At 55.7% G+C, this 24,619-nt stretch carries 22 protein-coding genes and 1 pseudogene; 16 read left to right on the forward strand and 7 right to left on the reverse strand.

The window, feature by feature from the left end; genetic code table 11:
• Nucleotides 1–789 precede the first annotated feature (789 nt).
• From deoC to deoD, 4 genes are all read left to right on the forward strand, one after another.
• Nucleotides 790–1,569: a deoxyribose-phosphate aldolase gene (deoC, locus tag JZ655_RS02845; protein WP_040077277.1), complete on the forward strand. Its 780-nt coding sequence runs from the start codon at nucleotides 790–792 to the stop codon at nucleotides 1,567–1,569.
• 54 nt (nucleotides 1,570–1,623) lie between these two features.
• Complete coding sequence (deoA, locus tag JZ655_RS02850) at nucleotides 1,624–2,946, forward strand: thymidine phosphorylase (protein WP_207292955.1); 1,323 nt, start codon at nucleotides 1,624–1,626, stop codon at nucleotides 2,944–2,946.
• A 53-nt stretch (nucleotides 2,947–2,999) separates the two neighbouring features.
• On the forward strand, nucleotides 3,000–4,223 hold the full coding sequence (gene deoB / locus JZ655_RS02855; protein ID WP_040077275.1) for a phosphopentomutase: 1,224 nt from the start codon (nucleotides 3,000–3,002) through the stop codon (nucleotides 4,221–4,223).
• A gap of 130 nt (nucleotides 4,224–4,353) precedes the next feature.
• The gene (deoD, locus tag JZ655_RS02860) at nucleotides 4,354–5,073 is read left to right on the forward strand and encodes a purine-nucleoside phosphorylase (protein WP_040077274.1); all 720 of its coding nucleotides are present in this window, start codon (nucleotides 4,354–4,356) and stop codon (nucleotides 5,071–5,073) included.
• A gap of 59 nt (nucleotides 5,074–5,132) precedes the next feature.
• Here the strand turns inward: deoD and lplA are convergent, their stop codons facing one another.
• Together lplA and JZ655_RS02870 are read right to left on the reverse strand one after the other, a co-directional pair.
• Nucleotides 5,133–6,149: a lipoate--protein ligase gene (gene lplA / locus JZ655_RS02865; RefSeq protein ID WP_207292956.1), complete on the reverse strand. Its 1,017-nt coding sequence runs from the start codon at nucleotides 6,147–6,149 to the stop codon at nucleotides 5,133–5,135.
• A 38-nt stretch (nucleotides 6,150–6,187) separates the two neighbouring features.
• A complete protein-coding gene (locus JZ655_RS02870; RefSeq protein WP_040077271.1) occupies nucleotides 6,188–6,832 on the reverse strand; it encodes a YtjB family periplasmic protein in 645 nt (214 codons plus the stop codon).
• A 118-nt stretch (nucleotides 6,833–6,950) separates the two neighbouring features.
• On the opposite strand from JZ655_RS02870, the gene serB reads away from it, so the two are divergent.
• The 3 genes from serB to nadR are packed head-to-tail and all read left to right on the forward strand — an operon-like array spanning nucleotide 6,951 to nucleotide 10,581.
• The gene (serB, locus tag JZ655_RS02875) at nucleotides 6,951–7,919 is read left to right on the forward strand and encodes a phosphoserine phosphatase (protein ID WP_207292957.1); all 969 of its coding nucleotides are present in this window, start codon (nucleotides 6,951–6,953) and stop codon (nucleotides 7,917–7,919) included.
• A gap of 11 nt (nucleotides 7,920–7,930) precedes the next feature.
• Nucleotides 7,931–9,313 carry a DNA repair protein RadA gene (radA, locus tag JZ655_RS02880; RefSeq protein ID WP_046885038.1) on the forward strand — a complete coding sequence of 461 codons (1,383 nt, stop codon included), beginning with the start codon at nucleotides 7,931–7,933 and terminating at the stop codon, nucleotides 9,311–9,313.
• Between the two features lie 35 nt (nucleotides 9,314–9,348).
• On the forward strand, nucleotides 9,349–10,581 hold the full coding sequence (gene nadR, locus JZ655_RS02885) for a multifunctional transcriptional regulator/nicotinamide-nucleotide adenylyltransferase/ribosylnicotinamide kinase NadR (RefSeq protein WP_040077267.1): 1,233 nt from the start codon (nucleotides 9,349–9,351) through the stop codon (nucleotides 10,579–10,581).
• 90 nt (nucleotides 10,582–10,671) lie between these two features.
• Here the strand turns inward: nadR and JZ655_RS02890 are convergent, their stop codons facing one another.
• Complete coding sequence (locus JZ655_RS02890) at nucleotides 10,672–11,673, reverse strand: zinc-binding alcohol dehydrogenase family protein (protein WP_207292958.1); 1,002 nt, start codon at nucleotides 11,671–11,673, stop codon at nucleotides 10,672–10,674.
• Nucleotides 11,674–11,781: 108 nt separating this feature from the next.
• Between JZ655_RS02890 and JZ655_RS02895 the strand changes: the two genes are divergently transcribed.
• Nucleotides 11,782–12,681 carry a LysR family transcriptional regulator gene (locus JZ655_RS02895; protein WP_207292959.1) on the forward strand — a complete coding sequence of 300 codons (900 nt, stop codon included), beginning with the start codon at nucleotides 11,782–11,784 and terminating at the stop codon, nucleotides 12,679–12,681.
• A 76-nt stretch (nucleotides 12,682–12,757) separates the two neighbouring features.
• Here the strand turns inward: JZ655_RS02895 and ettA are convergent, their stop codons facing one another.
• Nucleotides 12,758–14,425: an energy-dependent translational throttle protein EttA gene (gene ettA, locus JZ655_RS02900; protein ID WP_040077264.1), complete on the reverse strand. Its 1,668-nt coding sequence runs from the start codon at nucleotides 14,423–14,425 to the stop codon at nucleotides 12,758–12,760.
• 219 nt (nucleotides 14,426–14,644) lie between these two features.
• Between ettA and sltY the strand changes: the two genes are divergently transcribed.
• The gene (gene sltY, locus JZ655_RS02905) at nucleotides 14,645–16,582 is read left to right on the forward strand and encodes a murein transglycosylase (RefSeq protein ID WP_207292960.1); all 1,938 of its coding nucleotides are present in this window, start codon (nucleotides 14,645–14,647) and stop codon (nucleotides 16,580–16,582) included.
• A gap of 56 nt (nucleotides 16,583–16,638) precedes the next feature.
• Nucleotides 16,639–16,968 (forward strand): trp operon repressor, encoded by a 330-nt coding sequence (gene trpR / locus JZ655_RS02910; RefSeq protein WP_040077262.1) that lies wholly within the window; start codon nucleotides 16,639–16,641, stop codon nucleotides 16,966–16,968.
• Here the strand turns inward: trpR and yjjX are convergent.
• Nucleotides 16,959–17,474 (reverse strand): inosine/xanthosine triphosphatase, encoded by a 516-nt coding sequence (gene yjjX / locus JZ655_RS02915; RefSeq protein WP_046885036.1) that lies wholly within the window; start codon nucleotides 17,472–17,474, stop codon nucleotides 16,959–16,961. The genes trpR and yjjX overlap by 10 nt on opposite strands.
• Nucleotides 17,475–17,523: 49 nt before the next feature.
• Here yjjX and gpmB point away from each other — a divergent pair, with 49 nt between their 5' ends.
• Nucleotides 17,524–18,171 carry a 2,3-diphosphoglycerate-dependent phosphoglycerate mutase GpmB gene (gene gpmB / locus JZ655_RS02920; protein ID WP_207292961.1) on the forward strand — a complete coding sequence of 216 codons (648 nt, stop codon included), beginning with the start codon at nucleotides 17,524–17,526 and terminating at the stop codon, nucleotides 18,169–18,171.
• On the opposite strand, the gene robA is transcribed toward gpmB, so the two are convergent.
• On the reverse strand, nucleotides 18,168–19,037 hold the full coding sequence (robA, locus tag JZ655_RS02925; protein WP_040077258.1) for an MDR efflux pump AcrAB transcriptional activator RobA: 870 nt from the start codon (nucleotides 19,035–19,037) through the stop codon (nucleotides 18,168–18,170). The two genes, gpmB and robA, sit on opposite strands and share 4 nt — an antisense overlap.
• 213 nt (nucleotides 19,038–19,250) lie before the next feature.
• Here robA and creA point away from each other — a divergent pair, with 213 nt between their 5' ends.
• From creA to creD, 4 genes and pseudogenes are all read left to right on the forward strand, one after another.
• Nucleotides 19,251–19,721, forward strand: coding sequence for a protein CreA (gene creA / locus JZ655_RS02930; protein ID WP_207292962.1), 471 nt, complete (start codon nucleotides 19,251–19,253; stop codon nucleotides 19,719–19,721).
• 14 nt (nucleotides 19,722–19,735) lie between these two features.
• A complete protein-coding gene (gene creB, locus JZ655_RS02935; protein ID WP_207292963.1) occupies nucleotides 19,736–20,425 on the forward strand; it encodes a two-component system response regulator CreB in 690 nt (229 codons plus the stop codon).
• Nucleotides 20,425–21,849: a two-component system sensor histidine kinase CreC gene (gene creC / locus JZ655_RS02940; protein ID WP_207292964.1), complete on the forward strand. Its 1,425-nt coding sequence runs from the start codon at nucleotides 20,425–20,427 to the stop codon at nucleotides 21,847–21,849. Before creB ends, creC begins: the two co-directional genes overlap by 1 nt.
• A 57-nt stretch (nucleotides 21,850–21,906) precedes the next feature.
• A pseudogene (gene creD / locus JZ655_RS02945) lies at nucleotides 21,907–23,248 on the forward strand (cell envelope integrity protein CreD).
• Nucleotides 23,249–23,291: 43 nt separating this feature from the next.
• Here the strand turns inward: creD and arcA are convergent.
• A complete protein-coding gene (arcA, locus tag JZ655_RS02950) occupies nucleotides 23,292–24,008 on the reverse strand; it encodes a two-component system response regulator ArcA (protein ID WP_040077250.1) in 717 nt (238 codons plus the stop codon).
• 95 nt (nucleotides 24,009–24,103) lie between these two features.
• Between arcA and yjjY the strand changes: the two genes are divergently transcribed.
• The gene (yjjY, locus tag JZ655_RS02955; protein WP_085938930.1) at nucleotides 24,104–24,244 is read left to right on the forward strand and encodes a YjjY family protein; all 141 of its coding nucleotides are present in this window, start codon (nucleotides 24,104–24,106) and stop codon (nucleotides 24,242–24,244) included.
• Nucleotides 24,245–24,619 lie beyond the last annotated feature (375 nt).

The raw sequence follows: 24,619 nt of genomic DNA on the forward strand, positions 1-24,619 counted from the left end.
TTTAGGGTGCAAAGAACAGCCGTACGACAGCGAGTTATAACAAATGACGGCACTGGCGTGTTTCTTGTGACTATTTTACCATTTTTCGACATCAGGGGTGTCATGTTTGCTGGCTACACAAAGATGGTTGCCCGCATCCCGTCGTCAAACATTCGCGGCGTTCTGCCGATAATTATCTTCTGTCAAAGTGGACGTTAATGGCTGGGTGTCCGCTTCTTACCGTATTTTTCTCAGATGTAAGGTCTGTTTTCTCTACCGATCTTCATACCTATAAAAGCTTTCGACAGCATTAGAACGGTACAAGGTTTAAGACGACGATAGATTGTTTTTTGTGTTATAATTATAACATTCTGTTCGCCGTCGTTTACCAGCATGTTAGATGGAAGAGGCTGCTAAAAGCCAATGAGCCGCGAGAAGGCATAGTCAAAGCCTCCTTCTTCCGGTTCCAGCTATTTTGGCCGTTATAGAAGGCTTGTCACACTTAGCTGGCAACGTTATTGCAGGCCACTGAATAGGATGAGGGGCATAACTGCATCCTTAATCTGACTGTCTGGCATGAGCCACCTGGAGAGAGCGTGTGGCGGCTGGTTTTTAAAAACTACGCGTCTGCCTGACGTCGTCCTCAGCCGTCAGGGTGAGATTGTTTGAACTGGATCTCATTACAGTAATGCAAATTTGTATGCAGTTTTCATTAACTGTGATGAATGTCGAAGTGTATATGCGGGCGGATGTTAGAATATTCACAGACCCGCAAGGTGAAATTTTACGGCAAAGCCGTTGGAGACTGATATGACCGATTTAACCGCAAGCAGCCTGCGCGCGTTGAAACTGATGGATCTGACTACCCTGAATGACGACGACACTAATGAAAAAGTGATCGCCCTGTGTCATCAGGCCAAAACCCCGGTGGGGACTACCGCTGCCGTCTGTATCTATCCACGTTTTATCCCGATTGCGCGTAAAACGCTGAAAGAGCAGGGCACGCCGGAAGTTCGCATAGCGACCGTTACCAACTTCCCGCACGGGAACGACGACATTGAGATCGCGCTGGCCGAAACCCGCGCCGCCATTGCCTACGGTGCTGACGAAGTGGATGTGGTCTTCCCGTATCGTGCGCTGATTGCTGGCAACGAGCAGGTCGGTTTTGACCTGGTGAAAGCCTGTAAAGAGGCCTGTGCCGCGGCAAACGTGCTGCTGAAAGTGATCATCGAAACCGGCGAGCTGAAAGAAGAGGCGCTGATTCGTAAAGCGTCTGAAATCGCGATCAAAGCGGGCGCCGATTTCATCAAAACCTCTACCGGTAAAGTGCCGGTGAACGCAACCCCGGAAAGCGCGCGCATCATGATGGAAGTGATCCGCGACATGGGTGTGGAAAAAACCGTCGGCTTCAAACCGGCTGGTGGCGTGCGTACCGCAGAAGACGCCCAGCAGTTCCTCGCCATTGCCGATGAACTCTTTGGCGCAGAGTGGGCGGATTCCCGTCACTACCGTTTCGGCGCATCCAGCCTGCTGGCAAGCCTGCTGAAAGCGCTGGGTCATGGCGACGGTAAGAGCGCCAGCAGCTACTAAGTATGAATTGCCGGGTGACGCGTTGCGCTCCCGGCCTATTTTCGGGAGGTTACCGTGTTTCTCGCACAAGAAATTATTCGTAAAAAACGTGATGGTCAGGCCTTAAGCGACGAAGAGATCCGCTTCTTTATCAACGGCATTCGCGATAACACCATCTCTGAAGGGCAGATTGCCGCCCTCGCGATGACCATCTTCTTCCACGATATGTCTATGCCTGAGCGCGTGTCGCTGACCATGGCGATGCGGGATTCAGGAACGGTGCTGGACTGGAAAAGTCTTAATCTTAACGGCCCGATCGTCGATAAACATTCCACCGGCGGAGTCGGTGACGTCACCTCCCTGATGCTGGGCCCGATGGTGGCAGCCTGCGGCGGTTACATCCCGATGATCTCCGGGCGTGGCCTGGGTCATACCGGCGGTACGCTCGACAAACTGGAAGCCATTCCAGGCTTCGATATCTTCCCGGATGACAATCGCTTCCGCGATATTATTAAAGACGTTGGCGTGGCGATTATTGGCCAGACCAGTTCGCTTGCGCCAGCGGACAAGCGTTTCTACGCCACCCGCGACATCACCGCCACCGTGGACTCCATCCCGCTGATTACCGCCTCTATTCTGGCGAAAAAGCTGGCGGAAGGGCTGGATGCGCTGGTGATGGACGTGAAGGTGGGTAGCGGCGCCTTTATGCCAACCTATGAGCTCTCTGAAGCGCTTGCCGAAGCGATCGTTGGCGTCTCCAACGGCGCGGGCGTGCGTACCACCGCACTGCTGACCGATATGAACCAGGTGCTGGCCTCCAGCGCGGGTAACGCCGTCGAAGTGCGTGAAGCGGTGCAGTTCCTGACCGGAGAGTACCGTAACTCACGTCTGCTCGACGTGACCATGGCGCTGTGCGTCGAGATGTTAATCTCCGGCAAGCTTGCCAAAGACGATGCAGAGGCGCGGGCGAAGCTGCAGGCGGTGCTGGACAACGGCAAAGCGGCCGAGATCTTTGGCCGGATGGTTGCCGCGCAAAAAGGGCCAACCGACTTCGTCGAAAACTATGCCAAATACCTGCCGACGGCGACGCTCAGCAAAGCCGTGTATGCGGATACCGAAGGCTTCGTCTCAGCGATGGACACCCGCGCGCTTGGCATGGCGGTCGTCTCGATGGGTGGCGGTCGCCGTCAGGCCTCGGACACTATTGATTACAGCGTCGGTTTCACCGACATGGCCCGCCTGGGTGACAGCGTTGACGGGCAACGTCCGCTGGCGGTGATCCACGCGAAAGATGAAGCCAGCTGGCAGGAAGCGGCGAAGGCGGTGAAAGCGGCAATTTGCCTTGACGATAAAGCGCCGGAAACCACGCCGACGGTCTATCGCCGTGTCACTGAATAGCGGTATACTGATCTGATCACTCATTTTTGAAGCACTACGTACGGAGAACAATTATGAAACGTGCATTTATTATGGTGCTGGACTCATTCGGCATCGGCGCAACCGAAGATGCAGAACGTTTTGGTGACGTGGGTTCCGATACCCTGGGTCACATCGCTGAAGCCTGCGCAAAAGGCGAAGCGGACAACGGTCGTAAAGGCCCTCTGACTCTGCCAAACCTGACCCGCCTGGGCCTGGTGAAGGCCCACGAAGGCGCGACGGGTAAAATCGCCGCCGGTATGGACGGTAACGCGGAAGTGGTGGGCGCCTATGCCTGGGCACACGAGCTCTCTTCCGGTAAAGATACCCCGTCAGGCCACTGGGAAATCGCCGGTGTGCCAGTTCTGTTCGACTGGGGCTATTTCTCCGATCACGAAAACAGCTTCCCGCAGGAGCTGCTGGATAAACTGGTTAAGCGCGCTAACCTGCCGGGTTATCTCGGTAACTGCCACTCCTCCGGTACCGTGATTCTGGACCAGCTTGGCGAAGAGCATATGAAAACCGGTAAGCCGATTTTCTATACCTCCGCTGACTCCGTGTTCCAGATTGCCTGCCACGAAGAGACGTTTGGCCTGGATAAACTTTACGAGTTGTGCGAAATCGCCCGTGAAGAGCTGACCGAAGGCGGCTACAACATTGGCCGCGTCATCGCGCGTCCGTTTATCGGCGACAAAGCGGGTAACTTCCAGCGTACCGGCAACCGTCACGATCTGGCCGTAGAGCCACCGGCACCGACCGTGCTGCAAAAACTGGTCGACGAGAAAGACGGCCAGGTGGTTTCCGTGGGTAAAATCGCAGATATCTACGCCAACTGCGGCATCACCAAAAAAGTGAAAGCCACCGGTCTGGACGCGCTGTTTGATGCCACCATCAAAGAGATGAAAGAGGCGGGCGATAAGACCATTGTCTTCACTAACTTCGTAGACTTTGACTCCTCCTGGGGCCACCGTCGCGACGTTGCAGGCTACGCCGGTGGGCTGGAGTTATTTGACCGTCGTCTGCCTGAGCTGATGGAGCTGGTGGGTGAGGACGACATTCTGATCCTGACCGCTGACCACGGCTGTGACCCAACCTGGACCGGTACCGACCACACCCGTGAGCACATTCCGGTGCTGGTGTACGGCCCGAAAGTGAAACCAGGCTCTCTGGGACACCGTGAAACTTTCGCGGATATTGGCCAGACCATCGCGAAATACTTTGGTACGTCCGACATGGAATATGGCAAGGCCATGTTCTGATGTGACAGGGGTGCGGCCTGATGCCGGCACCCCGGCCCTCTCACATAATAAACAAGGGTGCGGTCTGATGCCCTCACCCCAACTCTCTCCTACAGGGAGAGGGAAAATCTCAATGAAAAGGAACTGAAAGATGGCAACTCCTCACATTAATGCAGAAATGGGTGATTTCGCTGACGTCGTATTGATGCCGGGCGACCCGCTGCGCGCTAAGCACATTGCTGAAACTTTCCTGGAAGATGTGCGTGAAGTGAACAACGTTCGCGGCATGCTCGGCTTCACCGGTACCTATAAGGGCCGCAAAATCTCTGTTATGGGTCACGGTATGGGCATCCCATCCTGCTCCATCTACACCAAAGAGTTGATCACCGATTTCGGCGTGAAGAAGATCATCCGTGTGGGCTCCTGCGGCGCCGTGCGTATGGACGTGAAGCTGCGCGATATCGTGATCGGTATGGGCGCCTGCACCGACTCCAAAGTCAACCGTATGCGTTTCAAAGATCACGACTTTGCCGCCATCGCGGACTTCGATATGGTGCGTAACGCGGTAGACGCGGCGAAAAACCTGGGCGTGGATGCGCGCGTGGGCAACATCTTCTCCGCAGACCTGTTTTACTCTCCGGACGGTGAAATGTTCGACGTGATGGAGAAGTACGGCATTCTGGGCGTGGAAATGGAAGCGGCGGGCATCTACGGCGTCGCGGCGGAATTTGGTGCAAAAGCGCTGACCATCTGCACCGTGTCTGACCACATCCGTACCCACGAGCAGACCACTGCCGCTGAGCGTCAGACCACCTTTAATGACATGATTAAAATCGCGCTGGAATCGGTTCTGCTGGGCGATAAAGCCTAATCATCTCGTCCTCCCTCTCCCTTTGGGAGAGGGCTGGAATGCGGTTATCAGACCGCCCGTTACCGTACTGCCCTCGCAATCCACGTCGATAACTCCCGCAACTCTTTCTCTTGCTCCGGGAAATCCCCTAACAACGCATTGCACGCCTGCTGCAGGATATCGGCCCGGTACAGACAGCCCTGTAAACGCGCCGCCAATGCTTCCAGTGGGGCCGGATTCAGGCTATCGGTAAAGACCTGCGTGCGGGTGATATGCCCTTTTTCAACATCGAAATGCAGCTCTACGCCGCCCCAGGTAAAGCGCTCATCCAGCAGATGGGAGAATGCTGGCGCCTGGCCGAAATTCCACTCCCAGCTGCTCTGGCGCGCAAAAGTCTCAGCGAAATTGGGCAGATCCGGCGTTTTGTCTGGTGAGATCACCTCTGCTTCCACGCGCTCGCCGTAATAGGCGAAAAAGGCCTCGCGCACGGCGTCGCAAATCTGCTGATGAGTGATCCCCGGCAGCAGCTCCACCAGATTCGCCACGCGGCCACGCACCGAGGTAATCCCCTTAGCCTGTAGCTTTTTCTTGTCCGGATTGAGGTAATTTGCCAGACGGCTCAGATCGGCATTCAATAGCAGCGTGCCGTGGTGGAAGCCCCGATCTTTGGTCTCCCGGTAGGCAGATCCGGACACTTTGCGGTCGCCCTCCGCGGTTTTCACCACCAGATCGTTACGACCCGAGGCTTCTGCTGTCACGCCCAGCGAATTGAGCGCATTGAGCACGATGGCGGTCGAGATCGTTTTGTCATACTCCGGTTTACCCGCCATAAAGGTAAAGCAGGTGTTACCCAGGTCGTGAAACACCGCGCCGCCGCCGCTGCTCCGGCGCGCCAGGCGCACGTTGTCCTCTTCCATGCGCCGGGTGTTGCACTCCTTCCAGGGGTTTTGCGCCCGACCAATGACTACCGTATCGGCGTTACGCCACAGGAACAGCACACGCTGGGTGGCGGGCATCTGGCGGAAGATGCACTCTTCCACCGCAAGGTTAAACCAGGGATCGTATGAATCTGAGATAAGCAGGCGTAATGTAGACATGCAGATTTCCTTTTCTGAAAGGGGAGTCAACTGTACCACTACTCTTTCTTTTCGCTCTCTTCCTCTTCCGGCACCGATTTACTGGCGGTCAGCAGGAAGGGCGATTGTTGCCAGCGGGTACGTTTCCCTTGCAACAGGGTTCGCGTCAACACCACGCCGATTGCCAGCGACAGCAGCAACATCAGGCGCAGAATGTTAGTGGTGTTATCCACCTGCTTGGCCTCGGTTGCCAGCGTGTGGGTATCGAGGGTCAGGCGCAGGTAACCCAGCGGACCGTTTTTCCCCTGGATCGGCTCAACAATCTGCTGGTTAAAATATCCGCCCGCTTTTTTGCCATCCAGCGCCAGTCGGTCACGCACCTCGACGTGCTCGCCGGAGCGGGCAACCAGTTCGCCAGATTCGTCGTAAATGCTGGCATCCAGGATGCGGCTCTCTTCGGTTAACACCCGCAACACCTGGCTGATACGTTTTTCATCGGGCGTTTCGGTACGCATCATCGGGGCGACATTCAGCGATACCTGTCGCGCCAGCGTGCGGGCCAGCTCTTCAAGCTGGGGATTCCGTTGTCGTTGATGGTTCTGGCTGAACCACGACGCTCCCTGCATCAACGCCACTAACAGGGCGAGACAGGAGAGGACAATCACGGCACGGTGAAGCCGGAATTTCAGTTTTGCGCGAGCCATATTCCACCTGCTGAAAATTTTCGGCTTAATGTTGCCAGAAGTGATGGTTACAAGGTAGCCTCATGCGTTATTTTCCCCCTGGATGATTCCCGGCGCGAACGATTTTACAGGAGCTTTAATGCCAAACATTACCTGGTGCGACCTGCCTAATGATGTCTCTCTCTGGCCAGGATTGCCGCTCTCTCTCAGTGGCGATGAGGTAATGCCACTGGATTACCACGCTGGCCGTAGCGGCTGGCTGCTGTACGGACGCGGCCTGGATAAACAGCAACTGACGAAATATCAGCGCAAGCTGGGCGCGGCGATGGTTATCGTTGCGGCCTGGTGCGTAGAAGATTATCAGGTCATCCGTCTGGCGGGCTCCTTAACGCAGCGCGCCACGCGCCTGGCACATGATGCCGGGATGGACGTTGCGCCGCTGGGGAAAATCCCGCATCTGAAAACGCCGGGCCTGCTGGTGATGGATATGGATTCAACGGCTATCCAGATTGAGTGTATCGACGAGATCGCCAAACTGGCGGGGACCGGCGAAATGGTGGCAGAAGTCACTGAGCGCGCGATGCGCGGTGAGCTGGACTTTACCGCCAGCCTGAAACAGCGCGTAGCCACCCTGAAAGATGCCGATGCCAATATCCTGATGCAGGTGCGTGAAACGCTGCCGCTGATGCCAGGGTTGACGCAGTTAGTGCTCAAGCTGGAGACGCTCGGCTGGAAAGTGGCTATCGCGTCTGGCGGCTTTACCTTCTTTGCTGACTATCTGCGCGATAAACTGCGTCTTGACGCGGTGGTGGCGAACGAACTGGAGATCCGGGACGGTAAACTCACCGGCCAGGTGATCGGCGATATCGTGGATGCCCAGTACAAAGCGAACACCTTGCTGAGTCTGGCAGAGAAATACGCCATACCCTTCGAGCAAACCGTGGCTATCGGCGACGGCGCGAACGATCTGCCGATGATTAAAGCGGCAGGGCTGGGCGTGGCATACCATGCCAAGCCGAAAGTTAATGAAAAGACGGAAGTGACTATCCGTCATGCTGACCTGATGGGGGTGTTCTGCATCCTCTCCGGTAGCCTGAATCAGAAATAACGAGGTAAACCGTGGCGAAAGCTCCAAAACGCGCATTTGTCTGTAATGAATGTGGTGCGGATTATCCGCGCTGGCAGGGGCAGTGCAGCGCCTGTCATGCCTGGAACACCATCACCGAAGTGCGTGTGGCCGCTTCGCCAACCGTTGCCCGCAACGAGCGCCTGACGGGTTATGCGGGTAATGCGGGCGTTTCGAAGGTCCAGAAGCTGTCTGAAATCAGCCTGGAAGCGCTGCCGCGTTTCTCTACCGGTTTCAAAGAGTTTGACCGCGTGCTGGGCGGCGGCGTTGTGCCGGGAAGCGCCATTCTAATTGGCGGGAACCCGGGCGCCGGGAAATCCACGCTGTTGTTACAGACGCTGTGCAAACTGAGCGAACAGATGAAAACCCTGTACGTCACCGGGGAAGAGTCGCTGCAGCAGGTGGCAATGCGCGCCCACCGTCTGGGTCTGCCCACCGGCAACCTGAACATGCTGTCGGAAACCAGCATCGAGCAGATCTGCATGATCGCTGATGAAGAGCAGCCGAAGCTGATGGTGATCGACTCCATTCAGGTGATGCACATGGCCGATGTCCAGTCCTCGCCGGGCAGCGTGGCCCAGGTGCGTGAAACTGCAGCCTACCTGACGCGCTTTGCCAAAACGCGGGGTGTGGCCATTGTGATGGTGGGCCACGTGACCAAAGATGGCTCGCTGGCCGGGCCAAAAGTGCTTGAGCACTGTATCGACTGTTCGGTACTGCTGGATGGCGACGCCGATTCCCGTTTCCGTACTCTGCGCAGCCATAAAAACCGCTTTGGCGCGGTCAACGAGCTGGGGGTCTTTGCCATGACCGAACAGGGGCTGCGTGAAGTGAGCAACCCGTCGGCCATCTTCTTAAGCCGCGGCGATGAAGTGACTTCTGGCAGTTCGGTGATGGTGGTCTGGGAAGGGACCCGTCCGCTGCTGGTGGAGATTCAGGCGCTGGTGGATCACTCCATGATGGGCAACCCGCGCCGCGTGGCGGTGGGGCTTGAGCAAAACCGCCTGGCCATTCTGCTGGCGGTGCTGCACCGTCACGGTGGTTTGCAGATGGCGGATCAGGATGTCTTTGTCAACGTCGTGGGCGGCGTGAAGGTCACTGAGACCAGCGCTGACCTGGCATTGTTGCTGGCGATGGTCTCGAGCCTGCGTGACAGGCCGCTGCCGCAGGATCTGGTGGTCTTTGGTGAAGTGGGTCTGGCCGGGGAGATTCGCCCCGTACCGAGCGGCCAGGAGCGTATCTCCGAGGCCGCAAAACATGGCTTCCGTCGGGCCATTGTGCCGGCAGCCAACGTACCGAAAAAATTGCCTGAAGGGATGAAAGTCTTCCCGGTTAAAAAACTCTCTGATGCGTTAAGCGTTTTTGACGACTTATAATTATGCATTCGATGTTGCAGGAGGCACCGTAATTTATGTCGTCATTTGACTATATCAAGACCGCGATTCGCCAGAAGGGCTGTACGTTACAGCAGGTGGCGGAAGCCAGCGGCATGACCAAAGGCTATCTAAGCCAACTGCTTAACGCCAAAATCAAAAGCCCCAGTGCGCAAAAACTTGAAGCGCTGCACCGTTTTCTGGGGCTCGAATTCCCGCGCCTTCAGAAGAACATTGGGGTGGTGTTCGGCAAGTTTTACCCCCTGCATACGGGCCATATCTATCTGATTCAGCGCGCCTGTAGCCAGGTGGATGAGCTGCACATCATCATGGGCTACGACGATAAACGCGACCGTGAGCTGTTTGAGGCGAGTGCGATGTCCCAGCAGCCGACGGTGTCGGATCGTCTGCGCTGGCTGCTGCAGACCTTTAAGTATCAAAAAAATATCCGTATCCACGCTTTCAACGAAGAGGGGATGGAGCCGTATCCCCACGGCTGGGACGTCTGGAGTAATGGCATCCGGGCGTTTATGGAAGAGAAGGGGATTCAGCCGAACTCGATCTACACCTCTGAAGAGTCTGACGCATCCCAGTATCTGCAGCATCTGGGAACCGAAACGGTGCTTATCGATCCTAAACGGACGTTCATGAACATCAGCGGCGCGCAGATCCGCGAAAACCCGTTCCGCTACTGGGAGTACATTCCCACCGAGGTTAAGCCATTCTTCGTGCGTACCGTGGCGATTCTGGGCGGTGAGTCGAGCGGTAAATCGACGCTGGTGAACAAGCTGGCAAACATCTTTAACACCACCAGCGCATGGGAGTACGGGCGGGATTACGTCTTCTCACATCTGGGCGGTGATGAGATGGCGCTGCAGTATTCCGATTACGATAAAATTGCGCTTGGGCATGCTCAGTACATTGATTTCGCGGTGAAATATGCCAATAAGGTCGCTTTCATCGATACCGACTTCGTTACTACTCAGGCGTTTTGTAAGAAGTACGAAGGGCGTGAGCACCCGTTCGTACAGGCGCTGATTGATGAGTATCGCTTCGACCTGGTGATCCTGCTGGAGAACAACACGCCGTGGGTTGCAGACGGTATGCGTAGCCTCGGCAGTTCCGTGGACAGGAAAGAGTTCCAGACCATGCTGGTGGAGATGCTTAACGAGAATAACGTTGAGTTTGTGCACGTTGAAGCGTCGGATTACGACACCCGTTTCCTGCGCTGCGTAGAACTGGTGAAGGCGATGATGGGGGAGCAGGGGTAGATTGCTTTTCCCTCACCCCCGCCCCTCCCACGGGGAGAGGGAGCGTGAAATCCCCTCTCCCTTAGGGAGAGGGTTAGGGCAGCAGACCGCTCAATACGCCACAACCACTTTTCCGCGCATATGCCCTTCCAGCACTTTACGGTGCGCCTCGGTGATGCTCTCTACGCTCAGACCATGCAGCGTCTCGCTGAGGGAACTCTCCACCACACCTTCATCCACCAGCTTCGCCACTGCGTTTAAAATCTCGCCCTGACGTGCCATATCTGCGGTCTGGTACATGCTGCGGGTATACATAAACTCCCAGTGCAGGGCAGCGGATTTGGACTTCAGCTTGTCCTGATTCAACGGATGCGCGTTCTCAACGATGGTACAGATATGCCCCTGCGGCGCAATCAGCTCACTGACTGCATCCCAGTGGCCATCGGTATCATTAAGAATAAAGATGTAATCGACGAAGTTAATCCCCTGTTTCGCCAGTTCACCTTTTAGATCGCGGTAGTTCACCACCATATCCGCACCGCGATCCCGACACCACTGCGCGGAATCCTCACGCGATGCGGTGGCAATCACCTTCACCTTGCTGTTGTGCTTCGCAAACGGGATCGCCAGCGAGCCGACCCCGCCCGCGCCACCGATAATCAGCAGTGTTTTATCCGCGTCGGCATCCTGCACGTTGAGTCGTTCAAACAGTCCCTCCCAGGCGGTGAGTGCCGTCAGGGGCAGGGCGGCAGCAGCGGCCCAGTCGAGGCGGGTGGGTTTATGGCCAACAATGCGTGCATCAATCAGTTGGTGCGTAGTGTTGCTGCCTGGACGGGTAATATCGCCGGCATACCAGACCTCATCACCTTCTTTAAAACCCGTGACGGCGCTTCCTGCGGCTTTGACTATGCCGCTGGCATCCCAGCCGAGAATACGCGGTTCCTGCAGGCCGTTTTTAGCTATCCCGGCATGGACTTTGGTATCGACCGGGTTAATGGAGACGGCCTTCACTTCAACCAGGAGATCGTGCTCACCCGGCTGCGGCATTGGCGGGATGATTTCAATAAAAGCGGCGGGGTTCGCTGGGTTAACGGCAATGGCTTTAACTGACATGGTGATCTCCTCATTGGAATGTGCTGTGTTGAGGCTAGTCTATTAAGCCATCAGTTGCGTGATAAGATAGACAATCAAGAACGAAGTGTTCGCATAAGGTGAACAATCATGTTTAAACAGCTGCAGGATATGGCGCTCTTTGCGCTGGTAGCGGAGTTGGGCAGCTTTACCTCGGCTGCGCTAAAGGCGGGCCTGCCGAAGTCGAGCGTCAGTCAGCGCATTAGCCAGCTTGAGCAGCAGGTAGGGATCCGCCTGCTCAACCGAACGACCCGCAAACTCAATCTGACGTTTGCCGGGGAGCATTACCTGGTTCACTGTCGGGAGATGCTTGCCGCCAGTGAACGCGCCGAGTATGCCATTCAGCGGCTACGGGATAACCCCAGTGGGCGGCTGCGCATCACCTGCCCGGCGGGTCTCGGCGCGACGTTGCTGGCCCATTTGAATGCCGAATTTCAGCGCCGCTATCCGGACGTTTCGCTGGATGTGTCCATCTCTGACGACGTGGTGGATTTGGTTGAGTCGGGCTTTGACGTCGCGTTGCGCACCGGCAAGCCGCAGGACTCCTCCCTGATTGGCCGCATGATTGGCCACTGTCCTCGTTACATGCTGGCCTCGCCGGACTATCTGGCGAGCCGGGTTCCGCTCACCCATCCCAGCCTGCTTGTAGAGCACCGCTGTATTACTCATAAAGCCTGGTCAGAGTGGTTGCTGCAAAGCGAGAGCGAAGATTACCGCTATCTGCCGGATAATGCCCATCTGACCGATAACCTGGTCTACGCCCGGGAGTGTGCTATCGCCGGGGCCGGGATCACGCTGCTCCCCGCGTTCCTGCTGGAAGGTAAGATTGAGACAGGGGCGCTGGTAAAAGTGCTGCCGGAGTGGAACGTCGAGGGAAACGACCTGTGGCTGGCCTATCCGAGCCGCAAACTGAACTCGCCTGCGCTAATGAGTTATATCGAGTTTGCAATGCAGTTTGATGAGGTGAAGCGGTTTTACGTGGGGGTGTGAAAAGACGGCCTGATGCCCTTCCCGCGGGGAGCCGGAACAAATATAAAAAACGGCAACCGAAGTTGCCGTTTTGCTTTTATTTCGCGATACGCTTGTACTTGATACGCTTTGGCTCCAGCGCATCAGCGCCCAGCGTGCGTTTCTTGTACTCTTCGTATTCGGTGAAGTTACCTTCGAAGAATTCCACTTTACCCTCGTCCTGGTAGTCCAGAATGTGGGTCGCGATACGGTCGAGGAACCAACGGTCGTGCGAGATAACCATCGCGCAGCCCGGGAACTCCAGCAGGGCGTTTTCCAGCGCGCGCAGGGTTTCGATATCCAGGTCGTTGGTCGGTTCATCGAGCAGCAGCACGTTTCCGCCTACCTGCAGCAGTTTCGCCAGGTGCAGACGACCACGCTCACCACCGGAGAGCTCGCCCACGCGTTTACCCTGGTCGGTGCCTTTGAAGTTAAAGCGGCCAACGTAGGCGCGGCTTGGCATCTCGGTGTTGCCGATACGCATGATATCCAGACCGCCGGAGACCTCTTCCCACACGGTTTTACTGTTATCCATCGCGTCACGGAACTGGTCAACGGAGGCCAGCTTCACGGTCTCACCCAGGGTGATAGAGCCGCTGTCAGGCTGTTCCTGACCGGACATCATACGGAACAGGGTGGATTTACCCGCGCCGTTCGGACCGATGATGCCGACGATCGCCCCTTTCGGCACGGAGAAGCTCAGATCGTCAATCAGCAGGCGGTCGCCGTAGGATTTACGCAGGTTGCTGACTTCCACCACTTTATCCCCCAGACGTGCTCCAGGCGGAATAAAGAGTTCGTTGGTTTCGTTACGTTTCTGGTATTCGGTGTTGTTCAGCTCTTCGAAGCGTGCCAGACGGGCTTTGCCCTTAGACTGACGGCCCTTCGCACCCTGACGCACCCACTCCAGCTCTTTCTCGATAGACTTGCGACGCGCCGCTTCAGCAGAGGCTTCCTGCGCCAGACGCTGGTCTTTCTGCTCCAGCCAGGAGGAGTAGTTACCTTCCCATGGAATACCTTCGCCACGGTCCAGCTCCAGGATCCAGCCCGCCACGTTGTCGAGGAAGTAACGGTCGTGGGTAATGGCCACGACGGTACCTTCGAAGTCGTGCAGGAAGCGTTCCAGCCAGGCCACGGATTCTGCATCCAGGTGGTTAGTTGGTTCGTCGAGCAGCAGCATGTCTGGTTTTTCCAGCAGCAGGCGGCACAGCGCCACGCGGCGGCGTTCACCACCGGAAAGCTTCTCGACCTTCGCATCCCAGTCTGGCAGACGCAGGGCATCTGCCGCGCGCTCCAGCTGCACGTTCAGGTTATGGCCGTCGTGCGCCTGAATGATCTCTTCGTACTTGCCCTGCTGAGCAGCCAGCTTGTCGAAGTCCGCATCGGGCTCGGCGTATTTTGCGTACACCTCGTCCAGCCCTTTGAGAGCGTTAACCACTTCGGCAACCGCCTCTTCCACGGATTCACGTACGGTGTGTTCCGGGTTCAGCTGCGGCTCCTGCGGCAGGTAGCCGATCTTGATGCCAGGCTGCGGACGGGCTTCGCCTTCGATGTCTGTATCGATGCCGGCCATGATGCGCAGCAGGGTGGACTTACCGGCACCGTTGAGACCCAGAACCCCGATTTTCGCGCCCGGGAAGAAGCTCAGCGAGATATTTTTGAGAATATGACGTTTCGGCGGTACGACTTTGCCGACACGATGCATGGTATAAACGAATTGAGCCACGTTGGACTTCGCCTCTTTTATCGTGATGAGAATAGCTGCGAAGTGTAGCCTTTTTCCCGCCCTAATCCCAGCCACCGACGCCTGGAGTGTTAAAACGCGCAGAAAAGGTAAAAAAGTGTCCGCAACGTGGCGCGCTGCCGGATGCCTGGTTAGCATAAGTGGGTGACGCTTTTACGCGGCAAGATGCTGCATTTAATGATGAATCAAAAGGAAGAGCTTGTGGAAAAAGCCAAACAGGTGGTCTGGCGTCTGCTGGCTGCCAGCGTATGCGTGATGACGATAAACCACGTGGCTCGCGCCGATTCACTGGATGAACAACGTAACCGCTATGCGCAGATCAAGCAGGCCTGGGACAGCCGCCAGATGGACACCGTCCAGGCGCTGATGCCCAGCCTCAAAGACTATCCGCTGTACCCCTACCTGGAATATCGTCAGCTGACTGACGATTTGATGAACCAGCCGACCGTCGCCGTCGCCAACTTCATCCAGGCCAACCCAACGTTGCCGCCTGCGCGTACCCTGCAGTCACGTTTTGTGAATGAACTGGCGCGCCGGGAAGACTGGCGCGGATTGTTGGCTTTCAGCCCGGAAAAACCGGGCACCACAGAAGCACAGTGCAACTACTACTACGCCAAATGGGTTACGGGTCAGCAGGACGAGGCCTGGGCGGGGGCGAAAGCGCTGTGGCTGTCCGGAAAAAGCCAGCCAAACGCCTGTGATTCCCTCTTCGGCGCCTGGCGTGCCTCCGGCAAACAAGATCCGCTGGCCTGGCTCGAACGCATTCGCCTGGCAATGAAAGCTGGCAACACACGTCTGGTGACCACCCTTGCCGGGCAGATGCCGTCGGAGTATCAAACTATCTCCTCTGCGGTTATCCAGTTAGCGAACAATCCAGACACGTTAATGGATTTTGCCCGCACGACCGGCGCGACCGATTTCACGCGTCAGATGGCGGAGGTGGCCTTTACCAGCGTGGCGCGGGAGGATGCGGAAAACGCCCGCCTGATGATCCCGTCGCTGGCAGAGGCGCAGCAGCTCAACGAGGAGCAGACGCAAGCGCTACGGGACATCGTTGCCTGGCGTTTGATGGGCAATGATGTTACCGATGAACAGGCACGCTGGCGTGATGATGCCATCATGCGCTCGAACTCTACCTCGCTGGTGGAGCGCCGTGTCCGTATGGCGCTGGGAAGCGGCGATCGCCGGGGGTTGAATACCTGGCTGGCGCGTCTGCCAATGGATGCGAAAGAGAAAGACGAGTGGCGTTATTGGCAGGCCGATCTGCTGATGGAGCGTGGCCGGGAGGAAGAGGCGAAGACGATCCTGCATTCCCTGATGCAGCAGCGCGGTTTCTATCCGATGATCTCCGCTCAGCGTCTTGGTGAAGAGTACACCTACAAGATCGATAAAGCGCCGACAACGATCGACCCGGCGCTGGTGCAGGGGCCAGAGATGGCGCGCGTACGCGAGTTAATGTACTGGAACCTGGATAATACCGCGCGCAGTGAGTGGGCCAATCTGGTGACCAGTCGTACCCAGGATGAAAAAGCGCAGCTGGCCCGCTATGCCTTTAACAATCACTGGTGGGATCTTAGCGTGCAGGCCACGATCGCCGGCAAGCTGTGGGATCATCTCGAGGAGCGTTTCCCGCTGGCCTATAACGATCTCTTTGCGCAGTACGTCACTGGCAAAGCGATCCCACAGAGCTACGCGATGGCGATCGCCCGCCAGGAGAGCGCCTGGAATCCAAAAGTACGTTCGCCGGTAGGTGCCAGTGGCCTGATGCAGGTGATGCCCGCCACGGCAACGCATACGGTGAAGATGTTTAATATCGCGGGTTACAGTAGCTCTGCGCAACTGTTGGAGCCGGAGATGAATATCAATATCGGCACCAGCTATCTGCAGCATGTTTATGAGCAGTTTGGTAACAACCGTATCTTCGCCTCAGCGGCCTATAATGCCGGTCCTGGACGCGTACGCACCTGGCTGAATAACAGCGCAGGGCGTATCGACGCGGTCGCCTTCGTTGAAAGCATTCCGTTCTCTGAAACCCGCGGCTATGTGAAAAACGTGCTGGCTTATGATGCCTACTATCGTCACTTCATGGGGCAGAAAGATACCCTGTTGAGTGAGAGTGAGTGGCAGCGACGTTACTGATCGCGGTGGGTTATGTTATGCTTGTACTCGTTTAAGAGTACAACAGGCGGCATAACATGACCCAGCATTCCCCGTATTCCTCGGCAATGGCCGAACAACGCAACCAGGAGTGGCTTCGTTTTGTGGAGCTGCTTCGTCAATCTTATGAGCAAGACTTGCACTTACCGCTGCTGCAGTTAATGCTCACCCCCGACGAGCGCGAAGCGCTGGGCACGCGGGTGCGTATTATCGAAGAGCTTCTGCGCGGTGAAATGAGCCAGCGCGAGCTGAAAAGCGAACTTGGCGCCGGTATTGCCACCATCACCCGAGGCTCAAACAGCCTGAAATCGGCTCCCGTAGAGCTTCGTCACTGGCTCGACTCTGTTCTACTGGGCGATCAGCGATAGATAGCGTTGTGGAACGGACTCAACGCCAGGATCACCGCCTGGTGATAGACGCTCGCGCGCGTGAGTGCCCCGGCAGTAAAGACACCGATCGCCCCCTCTTTACGACCAATCTCATCGATGCCGGTGTAGTGCGACATCACCGGCCCGAGCGCTTCACCTTCTTGCACTTTTCTTAAAATCTTCTCGGGTAACGGCAGGGTTGCCGAGCGGGCTTCGCCGCGCTGATCCCGGCTTTCGATCACCACCCAACTGAATGTCGCCCCTTCGTCGATACCGGCTTCAATGGCGACCCAAAAATCGGCATCCGGTACCGCGGCTTTGGCATTGGCAATGCGATTACGTGCGCCAGCCCGTGTTTCTTCACTGCCGAAAGGCTGTTCCGGGACGCCGCTCTCGACGCTGACGGCGTCAATGTGGCACGATCTTTCGCCGTAGATCTCTTCAAAAGCCTTTAGAATTGCCTGAATTTTGGCAGGATTAGTGGTAGCAGAGACAACATGGTGCATAATTGAACTCGATTCAAAAAAAACTGATCGCAGTATAACGGAAAATAACATGTTACAGGTTTACCTTGTTCGCCACGGTGAAACGCAGTGGAACGCCGAGCGACGTATTCAAGGCCAGTCAGACAGTCCTCTCACCTCCAAAGGGGTGGAACAAGCGTGGCAAGTAGCGGAGCGTGCAAGAACGTTGGGGATCACCCACGTCATTGCCAGCGACCTGGGCCGCACTCAACAAACGGCGCGCATTATCGCAGATGCCTGCGGATGCGAGATCACCCTGGACTCTCGCCTGCGCGAACTGGACATGGGTGTGCTGGAGCAGCGTCACGTCGACTCCCTGACAGACGAAGAGGAGAGCTGGCGTCGAACGCTGGTTAACGGTACGGAAGATGGACGTATTCCTGAAGGTGAGTCCATGCTTGAGCTGAGCCAGCGTATGCACGCGGCGCTGGCAGAGTGCCTGAAGCTGCCGGAGGGGAGTCGTCCTTTGCTGGTAAGCCATGGTATGGCGCTGGGCTGCCTGGTGAGTACTATTCTAGGACTGCCGGCTTACGCTGAGCGCCGCCTGCGTCTGCGCAACTGCTCGCTTTCCCGTATCGACTATCAGGAAAGCCCGTGGCTGGCGTCGGGATGGGTGGTGGAGATGGCAGGGGACATTTCGCATCTGGATGCCCCTGCACTGGACGAACTGCAGCGTTAACGACGAATCGGAATCAGGTATTCGCAGCGCAGGTCGATTGGGCGTTCGTCCGGCTTCACATCGGTGGCCGGGTAGTAACGCTCAATGTCCTGCCCTTTACGGCGGTTCAGATTGAGCATAGGCATGCAGGTGCCGTAAACCGTCAGAATGAAATCCTGCACCCCGGTTCCCAGCCCTTCATAGGTGAACATCACATACTCACCGCCTTCCACTACCACCGGTTTGGCATCATGGACATGGCCGTTGGCCATCTCTGGCGTCAGCGCGGTAGTGTAGAACACCTCTTGTTCGTCATCTTTTTCCTGGCTCGGACGCGTTTCGTTCAGGCCATACAGCAGCGGCGGGATGGCCGGGGCATGGCTCAGGAAGTCACGCCAGAACTGTACGCGCATCTGATGACGAAACTCTGAAATCTGCTCCAGTGAGCAGGAGTAGCTCTGCGTCGTGCCGATAAGGTGCGTTTCAGGCAAGGTAATGAATTCATGTTTAGGCATAGTGAATTCACCCATGCGCAGCGGCGGTCGCATCCCAAAGGAGTTCCAGTCCGGCGAGCGGCGATAGAGCGCCGGCGTGAGCGAGAACTGCTTTTTAAAGGCTCGGGTAAAGGTTTGCTGCGAGTCGAAACGGTATTGCAGCGCGATGTCCAGAATCGGACGCGCGGTAAGGCGAAGCGCGACGGCTGATTTAGAGAGCCGACGAGCGCGGATATAGGCACCGATAGCGTGGCCGGTGACATCTTTGAACATCCGTTGTAAATGCCACTTGGAATAACCCGCTTTTGCCGCCACATTATCAAGTGACAAAGGTTGGTCCAGGTGGCCTTCCAGCCAGGTAAGCAGATCGCGAATAATTCCAGACTGATCCATATACTATCCTCATCCTTAAAACAGCAAGAGCCCTGCTAACAGGTTAGCGGATAATAGCATTTTTTGATGTTTAAGCATTCGGTGTTTTTTTTGCGCATTGATGCGTTTTAACCAGCGGATAAGAGAACTATTTTCTAATCCTGTGATCTTGCTACCTTTTTCTACTCACGTGTTGAATAATTACGCAACGCAATTTTCTGATATGGTAACAATATGAAATACAAGAGTTTGATCGCTTTCACGCTCCTTTTTGCTGGCGCTCATGCCGCGCAGGCTGAGCAAATTGGTTCCGTTGACACCGTTTTTAAAGTCTTTGGCCCTGACCACAAAATCGTGGTTGAAGCCTTCGACGATCCTGATGTGAAGAATGTGACTTGCTACATCAGTCGGGCGAAGACGGGCGGCATCAAGGGTGGCCTGGGGCTGGCTGAAGATACCTCCGATGCGGCCATTTCTTGTCAGCAGGTGGGCCCTATTGAGCTCAGCGACAAGATCAAAAAGGGCAAGACAGAAGGGGATGTGGTCTTCCAGAAACGCACGTCATTGGTCTTCAAAAAACTGCAGGTCGTGCGTTTTTACGATGCAAAACGCAACACGCTGGCCTACCTGGCTTACTCCGATAAAGTGGTAGAAGGATCGCCGAAAAACGCGCTCAGCGCGGTGCCAATTATGCCGTGGCATTAATATAAGGACGCAGCATGCAGCAACCGTTGATATGGCTGGTTGAGGATGAAGCCAGCATTGCCGACACCCTCATTTATATGCTTTCGCAGGAGGGGTTTAGGGTCAAAGCGTTTGCCAGGGGTCTGCCTGCGCTGGAGGAAGCCCGGCATCAACTTCCGGCGCTGGCAATCCTTGACGTTGGTTTGCCTGATATCAGCGGTTTTGAGCTGTGCCGCCAGCTGCTGGCGCAGCATCCTCTGCTGCCGGTGTTATTTCTCACTGCCCGCAGTGATGAGGTGGATAAGCTGCTGGGTCTGGAGATGGGGGCCGATGACTACGTGGCGAAGCCCTTCTCACCACGTGAAGTGTGCGCCCGGGTCCGGACTATTCTGCGGCGCTTGCAGAAATCCTCCACACCTGCAGAGATCGTACACATCGGACAGTTTGCGCTTAATGAGCCCGCGGCGCACATTAGCTGGTGCGGCAAACCGCTACAGCTGACCCGCTATGAATTTTTACTCTTGAAGACGCTGCTGCGTGCTCCTGGACGCGTCTACTCACGGCAGCAGCTGATGGACATGGTCTGGGGAGATGAGGGCGACAGTTTTGACCGCACCGTAGATACTCACATCAAAACCTTGCGCGCCAAGCTGCGGGCTATCAATGGCGACTTGTCACCCATTTGCACCCATCGTGGGCTCGGCTACAGTCTGGGTCTGAATTAATGCGCATCGGAATGCGGTTGTTACTGGGTTATTTTTTGATTGTGGCCATCGCCGCCTGGTTTGTGCTCTCCATCTTCGTACAAGAGGTCAAACCCGGGGTGCGCCGCGCCACCGAAGGGACGCTCATCGATACCGCCACGTTACTGGCCGAAGTCGGGCGCGACGACCTGCTGTCGGGCGACCCGCTAAACGGCAAGCTGGCCCAGGCATTTTCCCGGCTCGCTGCGCGCCCGTTTCGCGCCGATATTGGCGGGATTCATAAAGTCCGTAACGAGTATCACGTCTACATGACCGATGCCCAGGGGCGAGTGGTGTTTGACTCCGCTGGCAAAGCCGTGGGGCAGGATTATTCGCGTTGGAATGATGTCTGGCTGACGCTTCGCGGTGAATACGGCGCCCGGAGCACGCAGAGCAACCCCGTAGATCCCGAAAGCACAGTAATGTATGTGGCCGCTCCGGTAACTGAGAACGGCAAAATTATTGGCGTACTTAGCGTTGGCAAACCCAATAGCGCGATGGCACCGGTGATCAAGCGCAGTGAGCGCCGTATTCTGTGGGCCGGTGGCGCTTTGCTGGGTATTGCCCTGATGATTGGCCTGGCGGTGGCCTGGTGGATTAACCGTTCGATAAGCGCGCTGTCACGCTATGCCGATTCCGTCAGCGGCGACAACCCGCTACCGCTGCCCGATCCCGGAAGTAGCGAGCTTCGCAAACTGGCGCAGGCGCTGGAGAATATGCGTATGCGTCTGGAAGGTAAAAATTACATAGAGCAGTATGTTCATGCCCTGACCCATGAGCTGAAGAGTCCCCTTGCCGCCATACGCGGCGCGGCAGAAATCTTACGGGAATTGCCCCCGCCGGATGTCGCTGCGCGCTTTACGGATAATATCCTGGTGCAAAATGCGCGGATGCAGACGCTGGTCGAAAAGCTGCTGGCGCAGGCGCGGCTGGAAAACCGTATCGAAATTAGCGCTACGGCTGTTTCGGTGGATGCACTGTTCCGCCGCCTCCTTGATGCCCGTGCTGCACAGATTCAGGCGAAAAAGCTTAACGTCATCTGCCCGACATCATCGCTGATGGTTCAGGGTGATGAGGAGTTGCTGGAGCAGGCGCTGGGGAATTTGCTGGATAACGCGATGGATTTCTCGCCGCCAGAAGGAACCCTTGCGATTACGGCCCGCGAAGCGCATCAGCGGGTTATGCTGTGCGTGACGGACAGCGGCAGTGGGATCCCTGACTACGCCCTGCAGCGCGTATTCGAGCGCTTTTACTCCTTACCGCGGGAAAACGGCCTTAAGAGTAGTGGGCTGGGGCTGGCCTTTGTGCAGGAAGTGGCGCGCCTTCATCAGGGAGAGATCCATCTTCACAACCGCAAAGAGGGTGGGGTAGAGGCCGTACTGGAACTTCACCGTCCCTTCACATAACTTCAAATTACCCGCACAGAGCTGCCGTACGCTTTCTCCATCACAAAGGAGAAGGTCATGAAAAAATCCCCCCTGTTCTGGAAAATTACTACCCTTATCGGCTGCATTATGCTGCTGCTCGTTCCCTTGCTGATGGTCAGTAACCTGACCGATGAGCGCGCCAGCTATCGCGAGGAGGTGGAGAGTGCGCTGCGCCAGAGTACCAGTGGTTCACAGCAGCTGGTCGGCCCGTTGATCGCTATACCGGTTACCGAGGTCTTTTACAAATTCGAGGGGGATAAAAAAGTTGAGCATAAGCGCAGCTTCCTCCATTTTTTGCTGCCAGGAATCCCTGGTGGTTGACGGAAATCAGCAGGTTGAGTCCCGGAATATCGGCATTTATGACGGTCAGATTTGGCATACCGATCTTAAGCTTCAGGCGCGGTATAACACCGAAAAACTGGCGCAACTGACAGGCGAAACGCTGACATTGGGGCAGCCGTTTATTGTGGTCGGCGTAGGGGATGCCCGAGGTATTGGCGCGGTGAAAGTATCGCCCGTCAACGGCGAAACGCTCACCGTTGAACCCGGCTCGGGTGTGGCCGGGCAGCTGCCGGGCATTCATATTCCGTTGAGCGGTAAAATTCTGGAAGAGAAAACGATCGCCCTGGAGATGTCACTCAGTCTGAACGGTACAGGAAGCTTCTCGGTGGTGCCCGTAGGGCGCAATAGCCAGCTTAACCTGACGAGTAACTGGCCGCATCCCGGCTTTATGGGTGACTACCTGCCCGTAAAGCGTGACATCACTGCCTCGGGGTTCCAGGCACACTGGGAAAGTAGCTGGTTTGCGAACAACCTTGAAAGCCTGTTCAGCGAGAAAGCCCTCCCGCAATGGCACAGCGTCCCTGCGTTTAGCGTCACGGTGGCGACGCCGGCGGATCAATATCAGCTGACGGACCGTGCTATCAAATATGCGATTTTGCTTATTACCCTGACGTTCATGGCCTTTTTCGTCTACGAAACCCTGACCAGGCTGCGTCTGCATCCGATGCAGTATCTGCTGGTTGGCCTGTCGCTAGTGCTCTTTTACCTGGTTTTGCTGGCCTGCTCAGAGCATGTAGGATTCACGCCGGCATGGGTCATTGCCAGCCTGCTGGGAGCAATGATGAACGGCATTTACTTACAGGCGGTGCTCAAAAGCTGGAAGCGCGGCGTCGTTTTCGTCATCGCGTTATTGATGCTGGATACGGTGATGTGGTTCCTGCTGCGTTCTGAAGATAGCGCACTGCTACTGGGTTCAGGCGTACTGGTGCTGGCGCTGTTTGCGGTGATGTACCTGACGCGTCATCTGGACTGGTATGCGTTTTCAACCGTAAAACCGCGTGAGCCAGATGAGGATTCAATACGGCTATGGAAATAAAAAAAACGGCGCGAGATGCGCCGTTTTTACGTCTTTTGCTGGATTATTCCTGCAAATCACCGCAGAAACGGTAACCTTCACCGTGGATAGTGGCGATGATTTCCGGGGTATCCGGCGTGGATTCGAAATGTTTACGAATGCGACGAATAGTGACATCGACGGTACGGTCGTGCGGCTTCAGCTCACGGCCGGTCATTTTCTTCAGCAGTTCTGCACGAGACTGAATTTTGCCCGGATTTTCGCAGAAGTGCAGCATAGCGCGGAACTCACTGCGTGGCAGTTTATACTGATCGCCATTCGGGCTAACCAGGGAGCGGCTATTGATATCTAATTCCCAACCGTTGAACTTGTAGCTGTCTACGCTGCGGCGCTCTTCGCTGATTGTGCCCAGGTTCATGGTACGGGACAGCAGGTTGCGCGCACGAATGGTCAGCTCGCGAGGGTTGAAAGGTTTGGTGATGTAGTCATCCGCACCGATCTCCAGGCCGAGGATTTTATCCACTTCATTGTCGCGGCCTGTCAGGAACATCAGCGCCACGTTCGCCTGCTCACGCAATTCGCGCGCCAGCAGAAGGCCGTTTTTCCCGGGCAGGTTGATGTCCATAATAACCAGGTTGATATCATTTTCAGAAAGGATCTGATGCATCTCTGCGCCATCGGTCGCTTCAAAGACATCGTAGCCTTCTGCTTCGAAAATGCTCTTTAACGTGTTGCGTGTTACCAACTCGTCTTCAACGATAAGAATGTGCGGGGTCTGCATGTTTGCTACCTAAATTGCCAACTAAATCGAAACAGGAAGTACAAAAGTCCCTGACCTGCCTGATACATGTCGCAAATTAACATGACCGGCGTAACGTGACTAAAGTACGTAATTGCGTTCTTGATGCACTTTCCATCAACGTCAACAACATCATTAGCTTGGTCGTGGGTGCTTTCCCTCTGGACCCGACAGTGTCAAAAACGGCTGTCATCCTAACCATTTTAACAGCAACATAACAGGCTAAGTGACACCGGACACCCAATAAAACTACGCTTCGTTGACATATATCAAGTTCAATTGTAGCACGTTAACAGTTTGATGAAATCCTCGTAGCGGATTGCTAGCCTTTGTCACAAATTTTCAATAAACCAACTAGTTGCGCTGATTGATTGATAAACGAGGCGAATCCAATGTCCTGCAACATCTTGTAATGATATTATCATTAATAAACATGAGGATAACCAGCTTTTTTTAACATTATCGCTGAAGTTTCGTTCATAAATAGTTTAGCGATTTTAATTTGTTATGAAACGCTATTTCGGTGATTCGTGTTGCAATTTTGTAAATTCGTGCTGCGTAATATGTTGATGGACATCACATTTTTACGCGCT

Origin of the sequence: Leclercia pneumoniae (assembly GCF_017348915.1) — a bacterium.
GTDB classification, from domain to species: Bacteria; Pseudomonadota; Gammaproteobacteria; order Enterobacterales; family Enterobacteriaceae; genus Enterobacter; species Enterobacter pneumoniae.